This window comes from Amycolatopsis roodepoortensis, assembly GCF_014873915.1.
Lineage (GTDB): Bacteria > Actinomycetota > Actinomycetes > Mycobacteriales > Pseudonocardiaceae > Amycolatopsis > Amycolatopsis roodepoortensis.
On sequence record NZ_JADBEJ010000005.1, the window covers coordinates 3,401,051 to 3,422,397 of the forward strand.

At 69.2% G+C, this 21,347-nt stretch carries 23 protein-coding genes; 12 read left to right on the forward strand and 11 right to left on the reverse strand.

Annotation, left to right across the window (positions count from 1 at the left end; all coding sequences use genetic code 11):
- Nucleotides 1–2 precede the first annotated feature (2 nt).
- The 4 genes from H4W30_RS35150 to H4W30_RS35165 are packed head-to-tail and all read right to left on the reverse strand — an operon-like array spanning nt 3 to nt 3,187.
- Nucleotides 3–530, reverse strand: a complete 528-nt coding sequence (locus tag H4W30_RS35150) for a COG4315 family predicted lipoprotein (protein ID WP_225949967.1) — start codon at nt 528–530, stop codon at nt 3–5.
- On the reverse strand, nt 451–1,734 hold the full coding sequence (locus H4W30_RS35155; RefSeq protein WP_192746488.1) for an NAD(P)/FAD-dependent oxidoreductase: 1,284 nt from the start codon (nt 1,732–1,734) through the stop codon (nt 451–453). The genes H4W30_RS35150 and H4W30_RS35155 overlap by 80 nt, the downstream gene beginning before the upstream one ends.
- Nucleotides 1,731–2,540, reverse strand: coding sequence for a ferredoxin (locus H4W30_RS35160; RefSeq protein ID WP_192746489.1), 810 nt, complete (start codon nt 2,538–2,540; stop codon nt 1,731–1,733). Before H4W30_RS35160 ends, H4W30_RS35155 begins: the two co-directional genes overlap by 4 nt.
- Nucleotides 2,537–3,187 carry a DUF4142 domain-containing protein gene (locus H4W30_RS35165; protein ID WP_192746490.1) on the reverse strand — a complete coding sequence of 217 codons (651 nt, stop codon included), beginning with the start codon at nt 3,185–3,187 and terminating at the stop codon, nt 2,537–2,539. The genes H4W30_RS35160 and H4W30_RS35165 overlap by 4 nt, the downstream gene beginning before the upstream one ends.
- 246 nt (nt 3,188–3,433) lie before the next feature.
- Here H4W30_RS35165 and H4W30_RS35170 point away from each other — a divergent pair, with 246 nt between their 5' ends.
- Genes H4W30_RS35170 through sfnG form a run of 4 tightly spaced genes read left to right on the forward strand, consistent with a single transcriptional unit; the run spans nt 3,434 to nt 8,359 of the window.
- Complete coding sequence (locus H4W30_RS35170) at nt 3,434–3,988, forward strand: sigma-70 family RNA polymerase sigma factor (protein WP_192746918.1); 555 nt, start codon at nt 3,434–3,436, stop codon at nt 3,986–3,988.
- Nucleotides 3,985–4,368, forward strand: a complete 384-nt coding sequence (locus H4W30_RS35175) for a zf-HC2 domain-containing protein (protein ID WP_126736540.1) — start codon at nt 3,985–3,987, stop codon at nt 4,366–4,368. The genes H4W30_RS35170 and H4W30_RS35175 overlap by 4 nt, the downstream gene beginning before the upstream one ends.
- Before the next feature lie 31 nt (nt 4,369–4,399).
- A complete protein-coding gene (locus tag H4W30_RS35180; protein ID WP_192746491.1) occupies nt 4,400–7,234 on the forward strand; it encodes a BREX system ATP-binding domain-containing protein in 2,835 nt (944 codons plus the stop codon).
- Nucleotides 7,235–7,267: 33 nt separating this feature from the next.
- The gene (sfnG, locus tag H4W30_RS35185) at nt 7,268–8,359 is read left to right on the forward strand and encodes a dimethylsulfone monooxygenase SfnG (protein WP_192746492.1); all 1,092 of its coding nucleotides are present in this window, start codon (nt 7,268–7,270) and stop codon (nt 8,357–8,359) included.
- Nucleotides 8,360–8,405: 46 nt separating this feature from the next.
- Here the strand turns inward: sfnG and H4W30_RS35190 are convergent, their stop codons facing one another.
- The 4 genes from H4W30_RS35190 to H4W30_RS35205 all read right to left on the reverse strand — a co-directional run bounded on the left by H4W30_RS35190 (nt 8,406) and on the right by H4W30_RS35205 (nt 12,937).
- The gene (locus H4W30_RS35190; protein ID WP_192746493.1) at nt 8,406–10,142 is read right to left on the reverse strand and encodes a hypothetical protein; all 1,737 of its coding nucleotides are present in this window, start codon (nt 10,140–10,142) and stop codon (nt 8,406–8,408) included.
- Between the two features lie 113 nt (nt 10,143–10,255).
- Nucleotides 10,256–11,365 (reverse strand): bifunctional RNase H/acid phosphatase, encoded by a 1,110-nt coding sequence (locus tag H4W30_RS35195; protein WP_192746494.1) that lies wholly within the window; start codon nt 11,363–11,365, stop codon nt 10,256–10,258.
- Nucleotides 11,362–12,099, reverse strand: a complete 738-nt coding sequence (locus H4W30_RS35200) for a zinc ribbon domain-containing protein (RefSeq protein WP_192746495.1) — start codon at nt 12,097–12,099, stop codon at nt 11,362–11,364. Before H4W30_RS35200 ends, H4W30_RS35195 begins: the two co-directional genes overlap by 4 nt.
- Before the next feature lie 16 nt (nt 12,100–12,115).
- Nucleotides 12,116–12,937: a Nif3-like dinuclear metal center hexameric protein gene (locus H4W30_RS35205; RefSeq protein ID WP_192746496.1), complete on the reverse strand. Its 822-nt coding sequence runs from the start codon at nt 12,935–12,937 to the stop codon at nt 12,116–12,118.
- 31 nt (nt 12,938–12,968) lie between these two features.
- On the opposite strand from H4W30_RS35205, the gene H4W30_RS35210 reads away from it, so the two are divergent.
- Entirely contained in the window at nt 12,969–13,523 is a 555-nt protein-coding gene (locus H4W30_RS35210) for a chorismate mutase (protein ID WP_192746497.1), read from the forward strand.
- A 457-nt stretch (nt 13,524–13,980) separates the two neighbouring features.
- Here the strand turns inward: H4W30_RS35210 and H4W30_RS35215 are convergent, their stop codons facing one another.
- Entirely contained in the window at nt 13,981–14,301 is a 321-nt protein-coding gene (locus tag H4W30_RS35215; RefSeq protein WP_192746498.1) for a hypothetical protein, read from the reverse strand.
- 130 nt (nt 14,302–14,431) lie between these two features.
- Here H4W30_RS35215 and H4W30_RS35220 point away from each other — a divergent pair, with 130 nt between their 5' ends.
- From H4W30_RS35220 to H4W30_RS35230, 3 genes are read left to right on the forward strand one after another with little or no spacing between them, the layout of a single operon-like run.
- Nucleotides 14,432–14,893 (forward strand): low molecular weight protein-tyrosine-phosphatase, encoded by a 462-nt coding sequence (locus tag H4W30_RS35220; protein ID WP_126736548.1) that lies wholly within the window; start codon nt 14,432–14,434, stop codon nt 14,891–14,893.
- A gap of 23 nt (nt 14,894–14,916) precedes the next feature.
- On the forward strand, nt 14,917–15,738 hold the full coding sequence (locus tag H4W30_RS35225; protein WP_192746499.1) for an SURF1 family cytochrome oxidase biogenesis protein: 822 nt from the start codon (nt 14,917–14,919) through the stop codon (nt 15,736–15,738).
- A 54-nt stretch (nt 15,739–15,792) separates the two neighbouring features.
- A complete protein-coding gene (locus H4W30_RS35230) occupies nt 15,793–16,413 on the forward strand; it encodes an FMN-binding negative transcriptional regulator (protein WP_192746500.1) in 621 nt (206 codons plus the stop codon).
- A 308-nt stretch (nt 16,414–16,721) separates the two neighbouring features.
- Here the strand turns inward: H4W30_RS35230 and H4W30_RS35235 are convergent, their stop codons facing one another.
- On the reverse strand, nt 16,722–17,666 hold the full coding sequence (locus H4W30_RS35235) for a cobalamin biosynthesis protein CobD/CbiB (protein ID WP_192746501.1): 945 nt from the start codon (nt 17,664–17,666) through the stop codon (nt 16,722–16,724).
- Nucleotides 17,667–17,718: 52 nt separating this feature from the next.
- Nucleotides 17,719–18,414, reverse strand: coding sequence for a FadR/GntR family transcriptional regulator (locus tag H4W30_RS35240; protein ID WP_192746502.1), 696 nt, complete (start codon nt 18,412–18,414; stop codon nt 17,719–17,721).
- A gap of 103 nt (nt 18,415–18,517) precedes the next feature.
- Here H4W30_RS35240 and H4W30_RS35245 point away from each other — a divergent pair, with 103 nt between their 5' ends.
- The 4 genes from H4W30_RS35245 to H4W30_RS35260 all read left to right on the forward strand — a co-directional run bounded on the left by H4W30_RS35245 (nt 18,518) and on the right by H4W30_RS35260 (nt 21,321).
- Complete coding sequence (locus H4W30_RS35245) at nt 18,518–19,012, forward strand: gluconokinase (protein WP_126736552.1); 495 nt, start codon at nt 18,518–18,520, stop codon at nt 19,010–19,012.
- Nucleotides 19,009–20,376, forward strand: coding sequence for a GntT/GntP/DsdX family permease (locus H4W30_RS35250; protein ID WP_126736553.1), 1,368 nt, complete (start codon nt 19,009–19,011; stop codon nt 20,374–20,376). Before H4W30_RS35245 ends, H4W30_RS35250 begins: the two co-directional genes overlap by 4 nt.
- Nucleotides 20,377–20,488: 112 nt before the next feature.
- Nucleotides 20,489–20,815 carry an ArsR/SmtB family transcription factor gene (locus H4W30_RS35255; protein ID WP_037316906.1) on the forward strand — a complete coding sequence of 109 codons (327 nt, stop codon included), beginning with the start codon at nt 20,489–20,491 and terminating at the stop codon, nt 20,813–20,815.
- A complete protein-coding gene (locus H4W30_RS35260) occupies nt 20,812–21,321 on the forward strand; it encodes an SRPBCC family protein (RefSeq protein WP_192746503.1) in 510 nt (169 codons plus the stop codon). The genes H4W30_RS35255 and H4W30_RS35260 overlap by 4 nt, the downstream gene beginning before the upstream one ends.
- Nucleotides 21,322–21,347 lie beyond the last annotated feature (26 nt).

The following is a 21,347-nucleotide window of genomic DNA, read 5'->3' on the forward strand; positions in this document are numbered from 1 at the left end:
TCCTACTGCACGGGTCCGGGCAGGCAGTTCAGGTTGCGCCGCCCGTCGGGCTGGACGACGAACCACAGGTGGTCGGTGCCCTGGCCGGTCCATTCGCCGGGCCGCGCGTTGGCGAACTTGTAGAGCGGCCAGCCCGCCAAGGTCACCTGTTCGGCGCCTTCGGGACGCTTGATGGTGTCGACGATAGCCGGGTCGATGCCGGTCACCGAGGGTGTGCCGCTGGTCGTGATGGGCGTCCAGACCACGGCGCAGTCGCCGACGCACGCCGAGCGGGCCTTGTGCGGGTCGTCGCGGTCGTAGCGGAACAGGACGGCGCCGGTCTCGTCGAGGACGGCCTGCCCCATCCGGGTCAGGTAGACGGCGGTGAGCCGCGTGCCCGGAGCGGCGTCCGCTGAGGGCGACGGCACCGGCGTTTCGGTGACCGGAGCCAGAGCCGTCCGCGACGTGGGTTCAGCCGCCTGCCACCACATCGCGGCCCCCACGACGAGCGCCGCGATGACGACGAGCATGGTCAACCGCGATCGGCGCATCGGGCGTCTCCTTTTCTCCCGGGTGGCTGACGGGGTTCTGCTCCGCGATCTCGTTGGTCCAGTGGAGGACTGCGGACGGGCTGTCGAGGCCGACGACACCGACGAGCCGCCCCTTGCGGACGAATCCGGTGACGGGCCGTTCACCGCCGACGGGTGAAGCGAGCGCGACGGTGTCGGTGCCGAGCTTCGGGATGCCGCCCGCCTGGATCCGCATGCCGTGCTGTTCGGACCAGAACCGCGGCACGGGCGCGAACGGGCGCGAAGCCTGCAGGCCGGCGAGCAGGTTCTCCGCGGCCGCGCGGCCCATTTCGACGGCGTTGAGCCAGTGTTCGACCCGTCGCGGCGTCTCGTCGAAGCGCAGGTTCGGCCACTGCGCGACGTCACCGGCGGCGACCATGTTGCCCATTCCGAGCACGTGGCAGGTCGGCGAGCAGACGACGCCGTCGTCGAGCGGCAGCTTCGAGCCGCGCAGCCACGAGATCGACGGCACGGTCCCGACGGCCACGACGACACACGAGACGTCCAGGATCCAGCCGTCGGACGAGCGCAGCCGCAGGCCGTTCGCCGTGGTCTGCCAGCTGTCGACGGACGCGCCCAGCGCCAGCCGCACCCCTCGCGAGCGGTGCAGCGCCGAGAGTTTCTGCCCGATGTGCTTGCCGACGACCTCGCCGAGCAGATGTGCCGACCGGCCGACGATGGTGACCTCCCGGCCGATCTCGCGCAGGCTCGCCGCGACCTCGCAGCCGATGAACCCGCTGCCCAGCACCGCGACGGGCCCGCTGTCGGCGGCCAGGTTGTCGCGCAGTTCCGCGGCGTCGGCCAGTGTCCTGACGACGACCACCCGCGGATGTCCGTGCGGCACACCGGAAAGGCGCCGCGGTTCGACGCCGCTGGCGATGACGAGCCCGTCGTAGCGCAGTTCCTCCGCCCCGGGCAGATGGACGACCTGGCGACCCGGCTGAAGGTGGGTCGCCGGGGTGTTGAACCGCCATTCGGCGTCGATCTCGTCGGGCCGGGCGAGCAGCATTTCCGCCGGATGGGTGGCACCGGTCAGCAGTTGCTTCGACAGCGCCGGACGGTGGTACGGCAGCTCCGGCTCGTTGCCGACGATCACCAGTTCGCCGTCGAAACGCAGTTCCCGCAACCGTTCCGCGCACCGCAGACCGGCCAGTCCGCCGCCGACCACGACGATTCGTTCACTCATCGACCAGCCCCCTGTAATCGGATCGCCCGCATCGGACAGGCCCTCGCCGCGGCCTGGGCCAGCGGCACCTGTTTGGCGCCGGGTTTCCGGAGGTACCGCAGCTGGCCGTCACGTGTGAGCTGGAAGACCTTCGGCGCTTCGGCCTGGCAGATGGCGTAGCGGTGACATTTCTTGTCGTCGACGGAGATCCGGACCGGTTGCGCCCGGCCGGTGCCGCCTTCGAGCAGTCCCAGCCACACGAGCGCTCCCGGCGGGAGCACCCGGAGCACGGTGAGCACCACGGCGGGGGTGAGCACGGTGATCCCGCCGAGCCAGACCGTCGCGAGGTTCCCGTTCGCGGCCGCGCCGAGCCAGGAGTGGATCGCCAACAGGCCGACCGCGAAGTAGCCGGCCTGATGGAACCGCTGCCCGCGGCGATCGGTCACGCCGCGGCGCACCACGGCGGTGATCGAGACGGCGACGAACAGCTCCAGCCCGACGACACCCGCCGCGTGCCGCGCGACCCCGCCGCCCGCGAACGGGATCAGCAGCGCGAGCACGCCGAACGAGTCGTCGTCGAGGAAGAGATAGGACAGTCCGTGGACGGCGCCGGTGGCGAGACTGAACGTCGCGAACACGACGTGACCGCCGCGCAACGCCTCGTGGCCGGTGACGCGCCTGATCCAGCCGGTGGCGCTCAGCACGCCCCACACCAGCGTCAGGCACATCGTCACGTAGGCGAACCGGGCCGACAGGGCGGCGATGTCCCGCACCCCGCTGTCGTGCGGCGACGGGGCCGGGATCACCGCCAGGAGCGAGGCCGTCATGCTCGCCCGCCCGGCACGCCGAGAAACCGCACGAGCCCGAAGGTCGCCCCGCCGGCGATCCCCACCATGAGCATGCCGAGCGCGATGTCGCCGCCGTCGAGGTCGTTGCCACCGCCCGGAACGACCAGCAGCGAGGTGGTCTCGGCGATTCCGGTGCTTTCGAGCAGGGTCATCTGCCGCATGACGGTGTCGACGGCGGTCTGGGCGAACGACCGCATCGCGTCGTCGCGGGTGGCGGCCCGGACGTGGGAGGCGAGACCGAAGATGCTGCCGTGCGAGGCGCGGGCGCGGTTGACGTAGAGCCGGTCGAAGTCGGGACCGGCGGCGCCGGTGATCTCGTCGGCCCACGAGCGCTGTTCTTCGGTGGGTTCGCCGGGCAGTTCGACCCGGACCTTCGAAGCGAGTGCGCGGACCTGCGTGTCGAGACGGTCGTGGTCGTCGGCGAGTTCGCGGCCGACCTCGCGGACCCGCTGGGCGCTCCCGCGCTGTTCCGCCTGACGGCTCACGGGGCCTTCCCACAAACCGGCTTGGCGTACCCGGACGAGGAGCTCCCGATCATGGGAGTCGATTTCCGCGAAGGCATGGGCCGGCGTTCCCAGCCATATCACCATGCAGCCGATCACCACTCCGAGAAGTCGATAGATCATTTCACCCGTCCCCGTCCGAGATATGCCTCACTGGGAGTACGGCGAACCGGAGCGGCCGGTTCGATCTCCGCCGCAGCACCCAGTGTGATGTGCATCACACGACACATTTAGAACCGTTTCCGGCCGATATACGTACCGGACGACTAATGGTAAATAGAGCACTACTGCACATGGCCCACGGCGATAGTCTGCGCTACGGTGTACGAACCTGTGAAATCCTCCACCGCTGGGGAGGTTGCGAACTTCATGGAAGCAGTGGGCAGAGAATGCCGGCTCGGCGGCGACGCTCGGTCGAGCGAGCTTTCCGACGAGCTGATCGCATTGCTGTACAAGGATTTCCGGGAAACCCTGTTCAACCAGGTGATGTACCTGACCGGCCATGATCAACAATGGACGGAGGACGTCGTACAGGAGACACTGATTCGCGCCTGGCAGCATTCCGACACGTTGAACCGTGAGCCGGGAATGCTGCGCGGCTGGCTTCTCACGGTCGCCAAGCGGATCGTGATCGACGGCTGGCGAAACCGGCGCGCGCGCCCGCAGGAGGTGGAGCTGGACAGTTCCGAAAGCGCCGAAATAGCGGATCGGACCGAGCAGTCGCTGTCCGCACTCGTCATTTCCGAAGCGCTACGCTATCTGGACGGCAAATATCAGGCCGTCATCTACGAGACGTATCTGACCGGGCATACGGTCCGGGAGGCGGCGGTGATATTGGGAATCCCGGAGGGAACGGTCAAATCACGGCTGTACGCGGCTATGAGGACATTGCGACGGTCGTTAGGAGAGCTGGGTTCGCGATGACGAAGCGAAAGGTGAAACACACCGATGTGGCGGCGTACGTACTCGGTGTGCTCGACCAAGCCGAGGCTCACGCCTTCGAAACACATTTGAAGGGCTGCGTGCGCTGCGGCCGCCAAGTCGCGGAATTCGCTTCGGTGGAGGACGCGCTGGCCAAGGCCGACCTGAGCTACCTGTCCCCCGTCGCTTCGCGGCGTTGCGGGCGGCTGTCGCTGATCGCGGCCAACCTCGTGGTGGTCTTCCTGGCGTGCGTCGTCGCGGCCCTGATGTCGTCGCAACGGTCGTCCCGCCGGCTTCGGCGGATCTCGTCGGATGCGCGCATCTCGACCCGTGCTCCCCTCGATGACCAGCGATTACTCCCGATACCGCTTACGTTCGAGTAGTCTGCCGCAACCCGAAACGAAGGTCTCTACGGTGCATACCGAAGTAAATCCCGAGAGCCCCTTCGGCGGGCCTTCGGTACCGAAGCGCCGCGCCGCAGGGCTGCTGGGCCGAGACAGCGAACTCGGCACGATCACCGGGCTGCTCCGGGCCGCCCGGACCGGCCGGGCCGTCAGCGCGGTGGTGGTCGGCGAGTTCGGCATGGGCAAGTCGTCGATGCTCACCGCGGCGGGCGAGCTCGCGGACGCGGCCGGGTTCACCGTCGCGATCGCCACCGCGTCCCGGCTGGAGACGCATCTGAGCGGCGGGGTCGGCCGCCAGCTGATCGAAGGGCTCACCCACGCGCCCGCCGTCCCCGGATCACCGAGGCCGCGTGCCCCGCACGCCACCGAATCGCTGCCGGACCGCCGGCCTCGGACCGAAGAGGAACAGACCGAGGCGCTCGACGCCTTCTTCCACGCCGTCCGGCACGCCGCCGAACAGGGGCCGGTCTTCCTCGGTATCGACAACATCCACCTCGCCGACCCGTGGTCGATGCGCTGTCTCGCCTACATCCGCCACCGGGTCGAACACCTGCCGGTGATGGTCGTGCTGACCTCGCTGGTCGGCCACACGCAGACTGGTGAGGTCGCGCTGCTGGAGATGTCCGGCTGCACTCCGGCGACGATCCTGTTGCGCGGGCTCGGCGCCCGGCACGTCGCCGAATTCCTTCGTGTCTCTCCCGGGCGGTTCGCCGAGGAATGCCGCGAGGTCACCGGTGGCAACCCGTTCCTGCTCGGCGCGCTTGGCCGCCGTCTGGTCCCGGGGATGGACCTGGACGCCGCGGGTTCGGCGATGATCGGCGAGGTGCTGCGGGTCCGCATGCACGAGTACACCGCCGCGCCGAAAATGCTCGAAGCCGTCGCGATCCTCGGCGAGGACGCGAGTTTCGACCTGCTGGCCCAGCTGGCCGGGGTCGACGAGAGCACCGCGATGGACGCCATCGACACGATGGTGCGCGTGCACCTGCTGAGCAACAGCCACCGGCCGGCGCTGACCTACCGGTTCGTCCGCAACTCGGTGCTCGCCGACATGCCGCTCACCACCAGGGCGGTCACCCAGGCCCGCGCGGCGCGGCTCCTGCACGACGCGGGTGCCGCGCCGGAGCGCGTCGGCGCGCATCTCCTGGAGGCGACCGCGATCAGGATCCCTTGGGCGGTCGACGTCCTGCGGCTCGCCGCGCGGCACTCCGTGGTCGAGGGCGACCCGGAGCTCTCCATCCGATTCCTGTCGCGGGCGCTGGAAGAACGGCTCAGCGAACGCAAACGGATGGCGATCCTGCTCCAGCTCGCGCACGCGGAATTCCACTGCGACCCGGATTCGGCGCCTGCCAGGGTGCGCGAGGCCATCGACCACATCGACGACCGCGAAACCGCGGCCTTCGTCGCGACGGCCATGATCCTTTCGCTGTGCTGCGGCCCGGACGCGCGGCTGGCGATCAACTCCGCCGGCCAGTTCGCCGCCCGGCTCGACACGGGCGGGCCCGACGCCGTCTGGCCGCTGCTGTGCATGACCTACCTCGCCGAGGCGGGCAGCAGGCTCGGGCCGCCGCCGGACTTCCGCGATTTCGAGCGGCAGTGGGCGCCGCTGAACGATCCCGCCGCGCAGCAGAGCCGGTCGGGGTTGCTCGCGCTCGACGCGGTGCGCAGCGGGAAGTCCTCGGCGGACGCCGTCCGGCATTTCGGGGAGGCGTTGTCCGGCGAGCAGCCAGAACTGTTCGAACAACCCTACTTCTTCACACTCGCGACGGCCGCGCTCGCCGACGAGCCCGCGCTCACCGACAAGCTCTGCCAAGTGCTCGACACGAAACGCCTGCCCTGGGACTTCCACGTGCCGAAGGGGGCGCTGGCCACCCTCGCCCGCGGGATCGCCGTGCAGGCGGGCGGCGACCTGGTGCGGGCGAGTGTCCACTACGAATCGCTGGTGCGGCAGTTCGACGAACGCGGCGCCCTCAGCCGGTGCCCGATCGCGGTGCTGTGCGCGGCGAGATTGATCGAGGTCTCGGTCGACCTCGGCCGCCACGACGTCGCGAACGCGGCGCTGGGCAAAATCGATTTCGCTGCCACACAAGCACTTTTCACGCACAACTACCTGCTATACGCCCGCGGCAGGCTCCGCGCGGCCACCGGCGAGCCGGAGCTCGGCTACGAAGACCTGCGCGGCTGCGGCCGCCGTCTCGAACACCACGGCATGCGCTTCCCCGGCTTCGCCCCCTGGCGCGCGCACGCCGCCCGCACCGCGCTGGCGCTCGGGCGCACCGACGCGGCGGCCCGGCTCGCCGAGGAGGATCTCGACGCCGCCGGGCGCTGGGGATCGCCGAGGATCCTCGGCGGCGCGCTGACCACCGCCGGGCTCGTCCGCGACAACGGCCTCGGCGAGGAGGGCGAACGCCTGCTCACCAAGGCCGTCGACGTCCTCGGCGGATCGACCGCGAAACTGGCGCTGGCCGAGGCGCTGACCGAACTCGGTTTGCTCCAGGCCAGGCACGGGCAGGCCGAGAAGGCGATCGGCACGCTGCGGATGGCCACGCAGTCGGGCAAGCACTGCGGGGCGCGGCCGCTCGCGAGACGGGCCGCCGAGGCGCTGCGGGACGCGCGCGCCAGCCTCACCACGGCGAAGGACAACGAACACGGCCTCACCAAACAGGAGTACCGCGTCGCGCTGATGGCGTCGCAAGGTCTCACCAACCGGGAGATCGCCGAAGCGCTGCACCTGACCCGCCGCACCGTCGAACTGCATTTGTCCGGGGCCTACCGGAAACTGGGGATCACCGGGCGCACCGAATTGAGTTCCGCGCTCGGCCGGTCCCAGCGCGTGGACGCCGATTGACGGTTTCGCCCGCGCGGCGGTTCACTCCGCGACATGCCGGGAATCGAATCCGAACCACTCAAATTCGCCTATTGGGTCCCCAATGTGAGCGGTGGCCTGGTCACCAGCGACATCGAGCAGCGCACCGACTGGGGATACGAGTACAACCGGGAACTCGCCGTCCTGGCGGAGAACAGCGGGTTCGAGTACGCGCTGAGCCAGGTCCGCTACACGGCCAGCTACGGTGCCGCCTACCAGCACGAATCGACCGGATTCAGCCTGGCGCTGCTGCTCGCGACGCAGCGGCTGAAGGTGATCGCGGCGGTCCATCCCGGACTGTGGCATCCCGGGGTGCTCGCGAAGTTCATCGCCAGCGCGGACGTGATCTCCGGCGGGCGCGCGGCGGTCAACGTGGTCAGCGGATGGTTCAAGGACGAATTCACGAACCTCGGCGAACCGTGGCTCGAACACGACGAACGGTATCGTCGTTCGGAAGAGTTCATTCGCGTGCTGAAGGAGCTCTGGACCAGCGACCACGCCGAATTCGGCGGCGATTTCTACCGGATCCACGATTTCGACATCAAACCCAAACCGGTCGGACGGCCCCATCCGGAGATCTTCCAGGGCGGCAACTCCACCGCGGCGCGGAAGCTCGCGGGCCGGGTCTCCGACTGGTACTTCAGCAACGGCAAGGATTTCGACGGCTTCAGCGAGCAGGTCGCGGAAGTCCGCGGCTACGCGGCCAAGAACGATCACGCCGTCCGCTTCGGGCTCAACGGTTTCGTGATCGCGCGCGAGACCGAGAGCGAGGCGAAGGCCGTGCTGCGCGAGATCGTCGAGAAGGCGAACACCGAGGCCGTCGAGGGCTTCCGCGACGCCGTCAAGCAGGCGGGAAGCTCCACATCGGACAAGAAGGGGATGTGGGCCGACTCGGAGTTCCAGGATCTGGTGCAGTACAACGACGGTTTCCGCACCGGGCTGATCGGTACACCGGAGCAGATCGCGGACCGGGCCATCGAGTACAAGAAGCGCGGGGCGAACCTGCTGCTCCTCGGCTTCCTGCACTACCTGGAGGATGTCGAGTACTTCGGGAAGCACGTGCTTCCGGTGATCCGGGAGAAGGAAGCCGCCCTAGAACGCATTTAGTCCTCTGAATGCGGCATATCGCATTCAGAGGACTAAACGCGGGAGGTTACGGGAGGTAGACGGTCTGGCCGGGGTGCATGGTCGGGCCGCAGTCCTTGAGCGGGCCGCCGAAGCGCGCCTTTTCGACGTCCGGCATGGTCTTCGCGGCGTAGTCCTGGACGGCCTTCAGCTTGTCCGGGCTGGTGATGGCGTCCTTGCGCACGAAGTCACCGTTGCGCGGGCCGCTGCCCGGGTACACGAAGATCGGCTCGTAGTCGCGGTCGATCCGCGGGTCGACGGTGATGCCGTTGCCCGCGGCCCACGGGCCCCACGAGTGGATGAAGGTCGGCTTGACCTTGTCGAACACGTAGTCGCGCAGGCCGGGCATGTCGCCGTTCTTGACGAAGTCCGCGACGTCCGCCTCGACCAGCCCGGCCATGTCGACCAGGTGCAGGCGGCTGGTCATCGACGAGCCGCCGAGGTCGGGCAGCAGCAGCGACGCCTGCTGGAGACCGAGGATGTCGGCCATGGTGTTGAACCCGCGGCCGAAACGGTCGGCGATGAGGCACGCGGGGACCGTCGGGACCTCTTGGAACTTCTTCGACGCCGACGCGAAGCCCATCCCCGACGGGATCGCGGCCGCGACCAGCACGAGCACCACGACGGTGCGCAGCACGGCGCGCGAGCGGCGCATCAGTTCACCGGCGGCCAGCGTGCCCGCGAGCACGCCGAGGATCCAGATCGGGGTCGCGAACCGGTGCTGGCCCATCCAGTCGGGGACCATCACGCCGTACGCGATGATGCCCAGCGCCAGCGGCACCAGCAGGGCGATCAGCGCGCGCCGCCATTCCGCGCGGACCAGCGCGTACCCGATGGTCAGCGCCAGCAGGATCGTCCCGGCGACACCGGCGTAACCGACCAGTTCGAACGGCTGCTTCAGCGCCGAAAGCCCGGGCAGGCCCTGTCCCTTGGCGATGGACGGGTTCGCCAGCAGCCTGCCGAATTCGGCGATCCGCCAGGCGAGGTACGCCCCGAACGGGATCGCGAACGCGACCACGGACACCACGATCAGCTTGACGCTCTGGCCGAGGAGCGGTTTCCGCAGCTGGAACAGGACGACGAGCGGGTACGCACCGCCGTAGATCAGGCCTTCGGGGCGGGTCAGCGCGGCGAACGCGACCAGGACGCCGGACCAGATCGCGACCTTCGCGGTGAGGACGGTGTCCTTGCGCACGGCCACGAACAGCAGGGCGGCGAGCCAGGCGACGGCCATCCCGAACAGGGAGTTCTCCAGGCCGGAGATGGTCCAGATGACGAACGACGGGATCGCGGCGAGCGTCAGCCCGACGACCAGCGTCGCCAGCCAGGCGAAGCGCGCGAAGATCTGCTTCGCCATGATGTGGCACGCGGCCAGCGTCCCGGCGGTGAACAGGAGCCCCAGCAGCTTCGGGAACATGACGTAGTCGGGGACGCCGAACAGCATGCCGCTGTCGAAGACGCCGACGAGCTTGCCGAGCACCAGCGCCACCAGCCACGTCGAGTTCGACCAGCCTTCGACCGACGGCTGCCCCTGCTGCAGCACCGGGCCGAGCCCGTCGGCGAAGCTGCGCGCGTAGGAGAAGGTGATGGCCGCGTCGTCGACGATCCAGTGGCCGTAGAGGGTGGCGTGCCAGGCCAGCGCCGCCACTCCGGCGAGCACCGCCAGGTACGGCGCGACACGGGCGGCCAGGCCACGACGGGCCGGCGTGTCGGCCGGGTCGGGCACGTCTTTTTCGGAAGCCTCGCTGAGTGCGCTCGCCGTCATGTCCCCGTCTTTGCCTTTTCGCTCACGTGCCGTCGCCGGAAACTGTAGCCAATACCCCATCGGCCGCTTCCGACGCGTCATATCCAGGCGTGATCCGCGCCACAGTCTCCCGATCAGGAGAGATGCGAGATGTCGTTCACCAACCGCACCGACGCGTTGCCGTCCGGATAGAACTCGACGATCGACAGCGACGCCAGATCCAGGTGCAGCCGGAACAGCAGCGACGGCCCGGCGTCGAGGCCCATCCGCAGCAGCGCCTTGATCGGTGTGACATGGCTGACCAGTACGAGCGTCCGGCCGCCGTACTTCGCGATCAGTTCGTCGCGGGCCTTGCGGACCCGCCGGTGCACGCCGTCGAAGCTCTCACCACCCGGCGCCGCGATCGAGGTGTCGGAGAGCCAGCTGGTCTGGAACTCGGGGTCGCGATCCATGGCCTCTTTGAAGGTGAGGCCTTCCCAGTCGCCGAAATCGGTCTCGATCAACCCGGGATGGGTCTCGACCCGGCCGCCGAGCGCGTCCGCGATCGCCTGCGCGGTCTGCTGGGTGCGGATCAGCGGTGAGGCGATGATCGGCGCGGCCTCGCCGTCGACGATCAGGCCCTCCATCGCGCCGAGACGTTTCGCGGCGGCGGCCGCCTGCTGCTTGCCGTGCTCGGTGAGGGGCACGTCGCCCCGGCCGGAGTACCGCTTCTCGACCGACATCGCCGTCTGGCCGTGCCGCACGAGGAGAAGCTTGGTCGGCGTTCCGGTCGCGCCGGTCCAGCCGACCGGGCTGACCCTGTCCTGCTTCACGGTCTTCTTCGGCGCTTCCGCCTGCTTGCCGGCGTCCATCGCCTCGTTCGCGAGCCCGTCGGCGTGGGAGTTCTCCGCGCGCGGGATCCACTCGTAGCGCACGCGCGAGAACCGCGCCGCCAGCTCCTTGGCCTCGGCGTTGAGCGGCTGCATCGACGGGTGCTTGACCTTCCAGCGCCCGGACATCTGCTCCACCACGAGCTTCGAGTCCATCCGGACGTCCACAGTGGACGCTCCGAGCTCGGCGGCCGCGGCGAGCCCGGCGATCAGGCCGCCGTACTCGGCGACGTTGTTGGTCGCGATGCCGACGTACGCCTTGCGCTCGGCGAGCACCTCGCCGGTGGCCGCGTCCTTGACGACCGCGCCGTATCCGGCGGGCCCCGGGTTGCCCCGCGAACCGCCGTCGGCCTCGACGAGCACGTGATCGGTCACAGGCCGGACTCCAGCGTGCGCACCAGGATGGCGCCGCAGTTCTCGCACTGGATGACGTTGTCCTCGGGGGCCGCCTTGATCTCGGCGATCTCGCGGCGGTCGATGTCGAGCTGGCACGCGCCGCAGCGGCGGGCGCGCAGCAGCGCCGCGCCGATGCCCTTCTGCGCACGGACCCGCTCGTACAGCTTCAGCAGGTCTTCCGGGAACCGTGGCAGGAGCTTGGCGCGGTCTTCGTCGCGGCGGGCCTTCGTGGTGTCGAGGTCGGTGAAGTGCTCGTCGCGACGGCTGACGGCTTCGGCGACCTCGTTCTCGGCCTTCGCGACCTCGGCGCTGGTGCGCTGGGCGTCCAGTTCGAGCGCCTCGCGGCGCTCCATCAGTTCGAGCAGGTCGTCCTCCAGCGCGGACTGGCGCCGGTTGAGGCTGTTCAGCTCGTGTTCGATGTCGGTCATCTGCTTCGCCGCGACGGAACCGGATTCGAGGAGCTTGCGGTCGCGGTCGCCGCGGGCGCGCACCGACTCGATCTCCTTCTCCTGGCGCGCGATCTCGCGGTCGAGGTCGGACGCCGCGGTCTGGACCGAGACCAGCGCGTCACGTCGTTCGCGCACCGTCTTCTCGCCCGCGTCGATCTCGGCGATCTCCGGCAGGGTGCGGCGACGGTGGGCGGTACGCGAGAGTTCCGCGTCCACCTTCGCGAGTTCGAGCAGCTGGCGCTGGACGGCGGGATCGGCCTTCACGGTGCTCCTTGGATTGTCAGTGCTCGGTTCGGGTGGCCCGTAGCGTCCACGGGTCGGTGCACCTCGTGGAGACGTGAACGTCGACGTTACCCGCAAACGCGGCACGGACGACGGCCGAGGCTTGCTCGCACCACGGCCATTCGCTCGCCCAGTGCGTGACGCCGACCAGGGCGGGGACTTCGGCGATCTCGGCGAGATGCTCGCCGGCGGGATGATGCCGGAGATCGGCCGTGACGTACGCGTCGACACCGGCCGCGGTGGCGCGCTTGAGATAGCTGTCGCCGGAACCGCCCGAGACCGCGACGCGGCGGATCGGCCGTCCGGGATCGCCCGCGCCGTAGACCCCCGGCTCGGTGCGCGGCAAGGCGTTCGCGACGCGTTCGACGAAGGCGGAAAACGGTTCGGGCTCGGGCAGCTCGCCGATGCGCCCGATACCGGTGACGCCGTCCTCGCGGGGGTCGAGCGGGCCGAGGACGGACAGGCCGATGGCGTCGGCGAGCGCGTCGGAAACGCCGGGCGACGCGGAATCGGCGTTGGTGTGCGCGCAGTAGAGAGCGACGCCGGCGCGGATGAGGCGGTGCACGAGACGCCCCTTGGTGCTGTCGGCCGGCACGCCGTGGACACCGCGCAGCAGCAACGGGTGATGCGCGACGATCAGCTGCGCACCGCCGTCGATCGCCTCGTCGACGGTCTCGTCGACCGGGTCGACGCAGAACAGGACCTTGTCCACCTGCTCGGCCGGGTCGCCGCAGACGAGTCCGACGGCGTCCCACGATTCGGCGAGTTCGGGCGGGTACGCCTGCTCCAAGGCGGCGATGACTTCGGCTAGCGCGGGCACCTGGGGATTTTCGCATGTAGCGTTTCCGGGCATGCGACTTCGGGTGCTCTGTGCCGCCTCGCTGCTTCTCGTGCTGCTACCCGCGCCCGCGTCGGCGTCTTCGGGACTGTGGGAACTGACCGACCTGGCCGCTCAGCGCGTGCAGATCGCCGACAAGGTCGCGGCCGCGAAGTTCGGCACGCCGTCGCCGATCGACGATCCGGTGCGCGAACAGCAGATCCTCGACTCGGTGGCCGCGAAGGCGCCCGGTCTCGGTCTCGACGCGGCCGGTGTGGTGCGGTTCTTCCGTGACCAGATCGAGGCGAACAAGGTCGTGCAGCGCGGCCTGTACGCGCGGTGGACCGAGCACCCCGGCACGCGGCCGCCCGGACGGCCCGATCTGGGGACCGAGGTGCGGCCGGTGATCGACCGGCTGAACGCGGGGCTGCTCACGGAACTCGCGGAGACCCGGGACGCGCGGGCGCGGCGGTCGTGCGACGCGCGGCTCGCGGTCACGGTGCGGCTGACCGACGCGCGGCGCGGGCTGGACCGGCTGCACTCGGGGGCGCTCGCGGAGTCCGTGCGGTCTGCTTGTGTGCGGCGCTGACCTGCGGAAAGGGAGCAAGGGACCTTTGCTACCGCCTGGGGCTCCCCGCGTGTTGCGAAAGCCACTTTCGCAACGTTGAAGGTTGCGAAAGTGACTTTCGCAACGTCCCGGGCAGGCCTCACGCGAGCCGCTGACCTGCGGAAAGGGAGCAAGGGACCTTTGCTACCGCGGGCGGCTGTGTGGATTTAGGGACGTTGAGTGTCCCTATTTCCCCACACCCCCTACTGCGGGTAGTGGCCGTGTGGATTTCGGTGCGTTGGGTGACCCGAAATCCACACAGTGCCCTCCCGAGGGAAGCAAGGGACCTTTGCTACCACTTCGGCCGCGGCCCCGTGTCGCGAAAGCCACTTTCAGGACGTCAGATGTCCCGAAAGTGGCTTTCGCGACATCCCTCAGTCCGCGCGCGGAGCAGCTGACCTGCGGAAAGAGAGCAAGGGACCTTTGCTACCGCCCCGGCTCAGTCCAGCGCCTTCGCGTCCTTGCTGATCGCCCAGCGGCCGGCCGCGCGCACCACGCGGCCCGTCCACAGCATCGCCCGGTAAGCCTTCGTCGCCTGATCGGGCAAGTCGGGCCGGACGACCTGGTACGGCGCGACGGACGCGCTCGACCGGAGGTGCAACGGCATCCTGGTCATCGCCTCTTTCGGCGATCTCGCCTGGACGAAGTGGTGCTCCGACAGGATCCGCCCGACCTCGTAGGGGTGTGGAAGCTTGACGGTGATGCGGTACCAGCGGAGCCCGGTTGCCGGGGACTCGACGCTGGGTGTTGGTGCGCTCATACGCGACCTTCCTGCGTGTTTCTCTCCAGGAGGTCTACTCCCGCTTCGTCCCGGCTTTCCAGCTTCGCGCGCCCGGTAGCCGTTCGGAGCCGGTGAGCGGTCGATCTCCGGCGGCCATCACACTGATCGGGTGCTGCACATCGTCTTCGTCTGTTCCGGCAACATCTGCCGTTCCCCGATGGCCGAGCTCGTCTTCCGCGCGAAGGCCGAGGAAGCGGGTCTCGATCACCTCGTCCAGGTGTCCAGCGCCGGAACCGGCGGTTGGCACGTGGGCGAGGCCGCCGACAAGCGGGCCCGCGCGAAGCTGGCCGAGCACGGTTACCCGACCGGCCACGTCGCGGCCGAGGTCGACCGCGGGCATCTGGCCGCCGACCTGCTGCTCGCGGCGGACGAGAGCCACTTGTCGTTCCTTCGGCGCAAGGTGTCGGACCCGGCGAAGGTCCGCCTGCTGCGCGAGTTCGACCCGTCCGCGCCCGAAGGCGCCGAGGTCCCGGACCCGTACTACGGCGAGGACGACGGTTTCGAAGACGTCCTCGGCATGATCGAGCGGGCCGTTCCCGGCCTGCTCGACTGGGTGCGCGCACACGCCTGAGGCCGACCGCTTACCGTGGTGGGGTGCGGTTGAAGTTCCTGCTGAAGCCCGGGTGGCTGGCGTTGACGTTGGTGGTGTTCACCTTCGCCATCACTTGCTTCACCCTGCTGGCGCCATGGCAGTTCTCCCGCAACACCGAGCGCGAGCACCAGAACGCGGCCCTGCGGGAGTCGTTCTCCGGCCAGCCGCGGTCGCTGGACCAGCTGCTTCCCAACGGAGCCGCCCCTGATCAGCGCACCGAATGGCACCTGGTCGCGATGAAGGGGACGTACCTGCCCGAGGGCGAGGTCGTGGCCCGTCTGCGCTCCGTCCAGGGCGAAGCGGCGTACGAGGTCCTGACGCCGTTCCGGACCGTCGAGGGCACGGTCGTGCTGGTGGACCGCGGATATGTCCGGCTCGACGACAAGTCGCGCGCGCTCCCCTTCGCCCCGCCTCCCACCGGAACGGTCGACATCGTCACGCGGGCACGTCACGACGAGAAGGACGGGAAGAACCGCGACGCCTTCGCCGACGAGTCGACGGGCGGGAAGCTGCAGAGCTACGTCGTCGATTCCCAGGTCGTCGCGCGGGCCGCGAAGCTGGACATCCGGCCGGGCTACTTCCAGCTCGACGTGAACCAGCCCGGTGTACTGGGCGCGTTGCCGCTGCCGCAGACCGACGCCGGGCCGTTCTTCTCCTACGCGCTCCAGTGGATCGCGTTCGGGGCGATGGCGCTGATGGGCTGGCTGTACTTCACCGTCCGCGAGCTGAAGCCGGGCGGCGCGCTGGCCACGGAACGGCCGCAGCGGCGCAAGAGCGTCGCGGAGATGCTGGCCGAGGACGAACGCTCCGAAGTGGCCACCTGATCTGGCGCGAAAATGGCCCTTTCATAGGTCCATTCCGCGTGTTCCCCTTCGATCATGTTGATTCACCCGTGGGACGCCGCCCACGACGACGCCGAATGGCGTGCCTGGCTCTCCGCACACGACTTCGGCCAGCTGATCGCCGGAGGGGCGGGCCGTGACCTGCCGATCGTCAACCCCGTGCACTTCGTCTACGACGGCGACCGAACGGTCCTGCTGCACCTCGCGCGCCCCAACCCGGTCTGGCCGTTGCTGGAGGAACACCCGCGCGCACTGCTTTCGGTGATCGACGATCACACCTACATCCGCTCCGACTGGAACACCCCGGCCGATCCGCCGCACGGGGTCCCGACGTCGTACTACGCGTCCGTCCAGCTCGAATGCGACGTCCGGCTGATCGACGACGCCGCAGAGAAGGCCGCGCTCCTCGACCGGCAGCTCGCGCATTTCGAGCCCGGCTCGGGCCGGTTGGGGGTGAGCGCCACCGAGGCGCCGGACAAGCGGGTCCTCCCCGGCATTCGCGGCGTCGAGCTGACCGTGACCGGGGTGCGGGCGAAGTTCAAGTTCGGCGGGAACAAGCAGCCGGCCGACCGGTCGCGGATCGACGCGGAACTCGCGCGGCGCGACGGCCCGATGGACGCACGGGCGCGGGCGCAGCTGGCGCGGCGGGAGCGGTAGCAAAGGTCCCTTGCTCCCCTCGGGCGGGCGCTGTGTGGATTTCTGGTCACCCAACGCACCAAAATCCACACAGTCGTCACACGGAGTAGGAGGTGTGTGGAAATAGGGACACTCAACGTCCCTATTTCCACACACCCCGCCGCGGTAGCAAAGGTCCCTTGCTCTCTTTCCGCAGGTCAGCGCCCCAAGTGGTAGCAAAGGTCCCTTGCTCCCCCGCGCGGCGGGCCGGAGCCCGGGCAGGACCGGAAGAGGATGTCCCGAAGGTGCCCTTCGGGACACTCAACGTCTCGAAGGGCACCTTCGGGACATCAACGCCGCCGCCGTCGCCGAAGCCCGACGACACCCGCCAGCACCACCGAGCTGAGCGCGCCCAGCCACCCGACCACCCGCGAGAGCTCGACGGCCCGCGTCACGTGACCCGCGTCCGGGTTCCGGCCGATGCCGAGCACCGGCAGTTCCTCGACCCCGTGCGGGTACACCGTCCGCCCGCCGACCCGGATCTCCAACGCCCCCGCGAAAGCGGCCTCGACGCGGCCCGCGTTCGGGCTCGGGTGCGCGGTGGTGTCCCGCCGCCACGCCCGCCACGCACCGCCCGCCGAGCCGCCGACGACCGGGGCCGCGAGCACGGTCAGCCCGGCCGCGACCCGCGTGGGCACCAGGTGGACGACCTCGTCCAGCCGGGCGACGAGCCACCGGTACCGCTCGGGACGCCCGCGCCCGAGGCCGCGCAGCAGGCTGATCGCGCGCGAGCCGAGCAGCCCGGGGACACCGGCCAGCGCTCCCCACACCAGCGGCGCGATGACGACGTCGGCGGTGTTCTCGGCGAGCGTCTCCACCGAGGCGCGCGAGAGGCCGATGACGCCGAGATCGTCGGCGACGCGGGGGTCCAGTGTGGACAGTGTGCCGCGCGCGGTCTCGAGTTCGCCTTCTTCGAGATCCCTGGCCAGCGACGTGCCGTGCGCGGCCAGGCCGGCGGCGCCGAGGACGGCCCAGGTGGTCACCGCGGTCGTGGTCGCCTGCAGGACGGGGCTGCGCCGTCCGGCTCGTTCGGCGAGGACGCCCGCCAGCACGGCGGAGCCCGCGAGGCCACCGGTCCACAGGATGCCGGCCACCGGATGCTTCGACCGTACCTTCGCGTCCACCGCCGAAGCCGCCCTGGCGAACACCGTCACCGGACGCCGGGACCGAGGATCCCCGATCGCCCCGTCCGCGGCCACCCCCAACACCAAGCCGATCGCGCGCGCCGCGCTCACGTCGCCCCCTGCATGCAGTATCCCTCGAAGACCTGCAGAGATTACTCGAAGATCATCCGTCCAGGAGGACGGCCATCTCGTCACGCGCCTGGATGACGATGTCGCGCATCGCGCGTTCGGCCCGGTCGGCGTCACCGGCGTCGACGGCCGCCGCGACCTCGACGTGCAGGGCGACGGCTTCGGGTTGCGGCTGCTCCGGCATCAGCCCGTGCCCGGTGCGCCCGGCGAGCACCGCGGCCACGACCGCCGAAAGCTGCGCGAACATCGGATTCCGCGACGCGGACAGCAGCAGATCGTGGAACGCGACGTCGTGCCCCAGGAAGGTTTCGAGGTCCCGCCGGCGCGCCGTCTCCTCCAGTCTCTTCGCCAAGGCCCGGAGACGGCCGCCTTCTTCCGGGGTCGCCCGCAGCGCGGCATACCGGGCGGCGCACGGTTCGACGCCGGAACGCAGTTCGGTCAGGGTGCGCAGCGCGGTCTTCCGCTCGGCTCCGTCGAGCTGCCAGCGGAGCAGCCTCGGGTCGTAATGGTTCCACTCGCTCGGCTCGCGCACGATCACGCCAACCCGGCGTTTGCTGCTGGTCAGGCACATCGTTTCGAGGACGCGCACCACCTCGCGCGCCACCGTTCGCGACGCGCCGAACCGTTCCTGGAGCTCCTCCGAGCGCAGGACGGAGCCCGGCGGGAGCTCCCCGTTCGCGATCGCGGAGCCGAGCGCGTCGAGCACTTCGGCATGCCTGTCGTTGCCCACCAGGCGACTCTAACCTTCTGACTCGATTAAGTAGTACTTGATGTTGCTTAAGTAGTACTTTTGAGCTGTACTCGTCCCGGCTACAACGACGTGGGAGGTACGGATGACCGTCATCGTGGTGATGGGCGTTTCCGGCTCGGGAAAGACGACCGTGGGCACGGCACTCGCCGAACACCTCGGCGTCGACTACGCCGAAGCGGACACGTTCCATCCGAAGGCGAACATCGACAAGATGAGCTCCGGCCACCCGCTGAACGACGAAGACCGGCAGCCCTGGCTCGAAGCCATCGCCGCCTGGATCTCCGATCACCAGTCCACCGGCGGCGTCGTGACGTCCTCCGCGCTCAAGTACCGCTACCGCGACATCCTGCGCGGCGGCGGCGACGTCTGGTTCCTGCATCTGCACGGCGACCGCGACCTGCTCGCCGACCGGATGAAGACCCGCTCCGGCCATTTCATGCCGGTGTCCCTTTTGGACTCCCAGCTCGCCGACCTCGAACCGTTGCAGCCGGACGAATTCGGTCTCGTCGCCGACATCGCGAAGAAGCCGGAAGAAATCGTCGAAACCGCCCTTTCCGCTTTCAAGGACCGCCGATGACCACCACTCTCGCCGCCGCCTGGACCGGACACGACACCCGTCTCATCGGCGCGACGGTTCTCGCCATCGCCGTGATCGTCGTCCTGATCACCAAGGCGAAGCAGCATCCGTTCCTGGCCCTCATCCTCGGCTCCGGCGTGCTCGGGCTCGTCGGGGGCATGCCGGTGGACAAGCTGATCAAGAGCTTCAGTTCCGGTGTCGGTTCCACCGTCGCCTCGGTCGGCGTGCTGATCGCGCTCGGCGCGATGCTCGGCAAACTGCTCGCCGACTCGGGCGGCGCGGATCAGATCGTCGACACCATCCTGCGCCGCGCGGGCGACCGCGCCCTGCCGTGGGCGATGGCGCTGGTCGCCGCGCTGATCGGGCTGCCGATGTTCTTCGAGATCGGCCTCGTCATGCTGATCCCGGTGATCCTGCTGGTCGCCAAGCGCACCGGGAAACCGCTGCTGATGCTGGGAATCCCCGCGCTCGCCGGGCTTTCGGTGCTGCACGGTCTCGTCCCGCCGCACCCCGGGCCGCTCGCCGCCGCGGGCGCGCTGAACGCGAACGTCGGCCTCACCCTGGCCTTCGGCCTGCTCGTCGCGATCCCGACGGTGATCATCGCCGGGCCGCTGTTCGGCAAGCTGGCCGCGAAGATGGTCCCCGACGCCGTCGCGCCGGAACGCCTCATCCCGGAATCGTCCTCTTCGGACGGACGGCGGCCCGGTTTCTTCGCGACACTGTCCACCGTGCTGCTGCCCGTCGTGCTGATGATGGGCAAGGCGCTCGCGGACATCCTGCTGGAGAAGGAGAACCACGTCCGCCGCGTGCTCGACTTCATCGGCGACCCGCTGGTGGCACTGCTCGCCGCGGTTCTGCTCGGCATGCTCACCCTCGGCAAGTCCGCGGGCTTCACGCGGGACAAGCTGTCCTCCACGCTGGCGGACTCGCTGCCCCCGATCGCCGGCATCCTGCTCATCGTAGGCGCGGGCGGCGGGTTCAAGCAGACCCTGGTCGACGCCGGGGTCGGCAACGTCATCACCAGCCTCGCCACCGGCGCGAACCTGTCGCCGCTGCTGCTCGGCTGGCTGGTCGCGGTCGCGATCCGGCTCGCGACCGGCTCCGCGACGGTCGCGACCGTGTCCGCCGCCGGCATCGTGGCCCCGCTCGCCGCGACCATGGACCCGTCGCACAGCGCGCTGCTGGTACTCGCGATCGGCGCCGGTTCGCTGTTCTTCTCCCACGTCAACGACGCCGGGTTCTGGCTGGTCAAGGAGTATTTCGGTCTTTCGGTCGGGCAGACGCTGAAGAGCTGGTCGATCATGGAGACGGTCATCTCGGTGGTCGCGATCGCGCTGATCCTGCCGCTGGGCGCCCTCCTCTAGCCGAAGCGCGTGAAGGCCCCCTTCCCTCGGCTGAGCCGAGGGAAGGGGGCCTTCACGCGCTCCAGGAGACTTCCGGTTGACACGTGACCTTTTGGTCACCTATTCTTCTGACGTGCCCGACGACGACCTGGTATTCAAGGCCCTGGCGGATCCGACCCGCCGGTTCCTGCTCGACCAGCTGTTCGCGCGTGACGGCCGCACGCTGACGGAGCTCGAATCCGAAGTGGACATGAGCCGGTTCGGCGTGATGAAGCACTTGAAACTGCTGGAAGAAGCCGGACTTGTCGTCACGCGCAAGGAAGGCCGGGAGAAGAAGCATTTCCTCAACCCGGTACCGATCCGGCAGATCCACGACCGGTGGATCGACAAGTTCACCGAGCGCAACGTGACCGCGTTGCTCGATCTCAAGGCCGAACTCGAAAACGAGGAGCCCTCATGACCGACACCCAGGTTTACCGCGTCTACATCAAGGCCACCCCGGAGAAGATCTGGGACGCCATCACGAAGCCCGAATGGTCGCGGAAGTACGGCTACACCGGTCTCGTCGACTTCGACCTGCGGCCGGGTGGCAAGCACGTCACCCACCCCACGCCGGAATACGTCGAGGCGGGGTTCACGAACGACCTGGTCGACGGTGAGGTTCTCGAGGTCGACCCACCGCGCAAGCTGGTCATCACCTGGAAGCTGCTGATGGACCCGTCCTTCGACAAGGAGCCGTACACCAAGCTCACCTACGAGATCGAAGAGACGAAGACCGCGGGCACCCGGCTGACCGTCACCCACGACGTCACCGACGCGCCCACGACGGCCGCGCTGCTCAACGGCTCGCAGGAGGACATCAACGCCGGACCGGGCGAGAACGCCGGTGGTGGCTGGCCGTGGATCCTCTCGGACCTCAAGACGCTGCTGGAGACGGACGAGCCGCTCGTCCCCGCCGCCTCCTGAGCCGGGAGCCGAAGGGGCCTTTCACC

Coding starts and splice junctions, on each gene's coding strand:
- H4W30_RS35150 (WP_225949967.1), bottom strand. CDS start 530: ATGCGCCGATCGCGGTTGACCATGCTCGTCGTCATCGCGGCGCTCGTC.
- H4W30_RS35155 (WP_192746488.1), bottom strand. CDS start 1,734: ATGAGTGAACGAATCGTCGTGGTCGGCGGCGGACTGGCCGGTCTGCGG.
- H4W30_RS35160 (WP_192746489.1), bottom strand. CDS start 2,540: ATGACGGCCTCGCTCCTGGCGGTGATCCCGGCCCCGTCGCCGCACGAC.
- H4W30_RS35165 (WP_192746490.1), bottom strand. CDS start 3,187: ATGATCTATCGACTTCTCGGAGTGGTGATCGGCTGCATGGTGATATGG.
- H4W30_RS35170 (WP_192746918.1), top strand. CDS start 3,434: ATGGAAGCAGTGGGCAGAGAATGCCGGCTCGGCGGCGACGCTCGGTCG.
- H4W30_RS35175 (WP_126736540.1), top strand. CDS start 3,985: ATGACGAAGCGAAAGGTGAAACACACCGATGTGGCGGCGTACGTACTC.
- sfnG (WP_192746492.1), top strand. CDS start 7,268: ATGCCGGGAATCGAATCCGAACCACTCAAATTCGCCTATTGGGTCCCC.
- H4W30_RS35190 (WP_192746493.1), bottom strand. CDS start 10,142: ATGACGGCGAGCGCACTCAGCGAGGCTTCCGAAAAAGACGTGCCCGAC.
- H4W30_RS35210 (WP_192746497.1), top strand. CDS start 12,969: ATGCGACTTCGGGTGCTCTGTGCCGCCTCGCTGCTTCTCGTGCTGCTA.
- H4W30_RS35215 (WP_192746498.1), bottom strand. CDS start 14,301: ATGAGCGCACCAACACCCAGCGTCGAGTCCCCGGCAACCGGGCTCCGC.
- H4W30_RS35230 (WP_192746500.1), top strand. CDS start 15,793: ATGTTGATTCACCCGTGGGACGCCGCCCACGACGACGCCGAATGGCGT.
- H4W30_RS35245 (WP_126736552.1), top strand. CDS start 18,518: ATGACCGTCATCGTGGTGATGGGCGTTTCCGGCTCGGGAAAGACGACC.
- H4W30_RS35250 (WP_126736553.1), top strand. CDS start 19,009: ATGACCACCACTCTCGCCGCCGCCTGGACCGGACACGACACCCGTCTC.
- H4W30_RS35260 (WP_192746503.1), top strand. CDS start 20,812: ATGACCGACACCCAGGTTTACCGCGTCTACATCAAGGCCACCCCGGAG.